Below are 287 nucleotides of genomic sequence, written 5' to 3'. Positions count from 1 at the left end.
TTGGGAGCAAAGCCTTGGCTCATGGGGACTCACTAAAGGTCGCAGCGATAGAAGGCCCCTAGCATGTCACAGTCCTATTTTTCTTGCGCTTACCCTGACCCTGATGAGGGCAATATGCGGAAACTGTCTCTCTAATAAGATTGTTCTGTCGCTTGCGCGTGGCGTTACGATGAGTGAGACTTTCAGAAATGAGGTGATGGGCTATGGGTTTGAATTACAGTTATCAACTTTATTTTCATCGTGACAAACTTTGGCCTGTTTTACAGTCTCTTGCAGGTTTTGCAAAT

At 45.6% G+C, this 287-nt stretch carries 1 protein-coding gene; it reads left to right on the top strand.

Annotated elements, in window-relative coordinates:
* Positions 1–244 (top strand): hypothetical protein (locus AC0QKW_RS00385; RefSeq protein WP_473149096.1); only part of this gene is annotated, 244 nt, incomplete at its 5' end.
* Positions 245–287: the final 43 nt, after the last annotated feature.

This window comes from Pseudanabaena sp. PCC 9330 (assembly GCF_055795045.1).
Note: the sequence above shows the minus strand (reverse complement) of the source record. Positions and strands in the feature narration are given on the sequence as shown.